Annotated in this window: 3 protein-coding genes; all 3 read right to left on the bottom strand. The window is 72.9% G+C overall.

Going from position 1 to position 2,562, the window contains the following annotated elements; all coding sequences use genetic code 11:
- Nucleotides 1-219 (bottom strand): J domain-containing protein (locus Q6969_RS14880; RefSeq protein ID WP_317231138.1); only part of this gene is annotated, 219 nt, incomplete at its 3' end.
- Entirely contained in the window at nucleotides 153-1,823 is a 1,671-nt protein-coding gene (locus Q6969_RS14885; protein WP_317231139.1) for a stealth family protein, read from the bottom strand. The genes Q6969_RS14885 and Q6969_RS14880, both read right to left, overlap by 67 nt.
- A 110-nt stretch (nucleotides 1,824-1,933) precedes the next feature.
- Nucleotides 1,934-2,562, bottom strand: a 629-nt coding sequence (locus Q6969_RS14890) for a hypothetical protein (protein ID WP_317231140.1), incomplete at its 5' end; no start/stop codon positions are given.

The raw sequence follows: 2,562 nt of genomic DNA on the forward strand, positions 1-2,562 counted from the left end.
CACGGCGTGGAACAGGTGCGCCTCGCCGCCCGTGTCCGGGTGGGTCGCGCGCACCAGCCGCCGGTACGCCGCGCGCAGGGCCGTCGTGTCCGCCGCGGGATCCACGCCGAGCACCTCGTACGGGGTGCGGTCGGCGGGGCTGCCCGCGCGGCTCACTCCGCCGGGGAGGCGGGCGCGGTGCCCGTGGCCGCCGCGGCGTCCCCGTCGGCGGCCTCCCACGGCGCCGGGATGCCGTAGTAGCGCTCGAGGAACTCCTGCACGCGCGCCTGGCGCTCGTCGGCCGGCACCTCGGGGAAGGACCCGTCGTTCAGGCAGAAGAAGTCCTGCGACCGGCGCTTGAGGAGGCCGGGCAGGAGGTCGAGGCCCGCACGCGACGTCGTGTCGACGTACAGGACCTTCGCGTTCTCCTGCTGCACCGCGCGCGCCGTCATCTGGGCGTAGTAGTGGTACAGCGAGTTGGTGACGGAGATGTCGGTGCTCGACCGGAAGCGGCTCAGCTGCGTGCGGTGGAAGTCCTCCGCGAACTCCTGCTCGAGCTCCAGGAGGACGCTCTTGCGCAGCGGCGTGGCCGCGTGCTCGAGGTGGCGCGTGATGAGGCGGCCGAACCGGTCCATCAGCAGGCGGCGGTTGACGCGCGCCGAGTTCTCGAAGCCGCTGCGGTCGGAGTCGTTGTCGCCCAGGCCGATGCGCGTGGACGCCTCGATGAACTTCGTGATGCCGCCCGGGGAGAAGAACATGCCGGGCTGCACGGGACGGCCGAAGAACATGTCGTCGTTGGAGTACAGGAAGTGCTCGCTGAGGCCGGGGATGTGCTGCAGCTGCGACTCGACGGCCTGCGAGTTGTGCGTGGGCAGGGCGTCGGGGTCCGTGAAGAACTCCTCGCTGCGCACGAACGTGACGGCGGGGTGGTCGGCCAGCCACGCGGGCTTCGGGGAGTCGGTGACGATGAAGATGCGGCGCACCCAGGGCGCGAAGAGGTACACGGAGCGCAGCGCGTACTTGAGCTCGTCGATCTGGCGGAAGCGCGCCTCCGAGTCGTCGCCCTCGCCCACGACGACGTCCTTCATGCGCTCGGCGCGGCGCTTCTGGAACTCGGGGTCGTTGCCGTCGACCCAGGAGAAGACCATGTCGATGTCGAAGGTGATGTCGGACGCCTGCGCGTCGAACATGCCCCGCAGCGTCCGCCACTCGTGCCCGTACATCTCGACCGTGGCGGGCACGACCTCGGCGGCGGGGAGGATCTCGCGCGTGAGCGAGTTCTCGACGGGCCACACGATGTTCTCGCCCTCGAAGCGGAAGAACTGCAGCTCGACGGCGGTGGAGGCGCCGTACGCGAGGAGGCCGTCGGGCTCGATCCGGGGTCGGTAGAGGCGGAAGATGCCGGCGTCGGGGTTGTCGGTGAGGCGGCCGTCGGCGACGAGCAGCGGCGGACGGCGGCGGCCGTCGACGGTCTTCGCGTACAGGGGCTCGTCGACGCAGGCGGCCACGAGGGCGCGCACGACCGTGTCGCGGTTCTGCACGTCGATGGCGATGACCGGCCGCTCGTCGTTGCCGCGGATGAGCCAGAAGTCGATGCCGGTCGCGAGCAGCGCGTCCCGGATGAAGAGGAGGTCGGTCACGAGCGCCTGGTGCGGTGTGAGCGTGCGGTTGACGAGCGTGGCGAGGCCCTTGCGGACGAGGACGTCGGGGCGGTGGTGCGTGGTGGGCCACGTGGCGGGGGCGGGGGCGACGGCGTCGTCCTGGCGGGAGAACTCCTCCTCGCTGGTGGCCGGGTCGACGGTGGGCTCGAGGGCCACGTTGAACTGCCGTGCGCTGCCCGCCATGGACCATCCCCTTGCTGCGTCTCGTGTGCCGTCTGCGTGCGCCCGACCCGACGGGTGGCGACGGATCATCCTATCCGGCGCGGGGTCGAGCCCCCGGCCGGGGGCGGCGGTCAGCCCTCGACGTCGGCGGCGGGGAGGGCGTCGACCTCCCACACGACGGGGGCCTCGAGGAACGGGTGGGTCGCGGGATCCGGCGGCGTGAGGATCGTCCGCGGCACGTCGTGCCAGCGCAGCTCCGCGAGCTCCTGGCCGCCGGGGACCGCGTAGACGACGCACTCGATGCGCTCGTCCGCGGCACGGCCCTCCTCGAGGGCGAGGTCGGGCACCTCGTAGGGGCACTCCCCGCCGGAGGTGATGCCGCCGAGGCTCCGCTGGATGATGTCGACCTCGGTGCCGTCGGCGAGGAAGGGACGCAGCACCGGTCCGCTCTGCGGGCCGCCCTCGCCCTGGAGCCAGCGGGTCTGCACGAACGCGAAGTACGGGGTGCTTCCGGCGAACCGGTCGCCGTCCTCGTAGCCGGACCAGTACGTGGGCTGCCCCTCGGCGATGCCCAGCAGCGCCGCCGCGACCACGTCGCCCGCGCCGCCGTCGGCCGCGACGCTCGGGAGGGCCACCACCTCGCCCGCGGGGACGCGCTGGCCGGGGACGGCCTCCGACGGTCCCGCGGCCATCTCGACGGCGTCGAACGGGGGCGGGGGCGGACCGGCCGGGCCCTCGACGCACCCGGCGAGGAGGAGGG

Origin of the sequence: Clavibacter sp. MX14-G9D, assembly GCF_032917815.1 — a bacterium.
Classification (GTDB): domain Bacteria; phylum Actinomycetota; class Actinomycetes; order Actinomycetales; family Microbacteriaceae; genus Clavibacter; species Clavibacter michiganensis_K.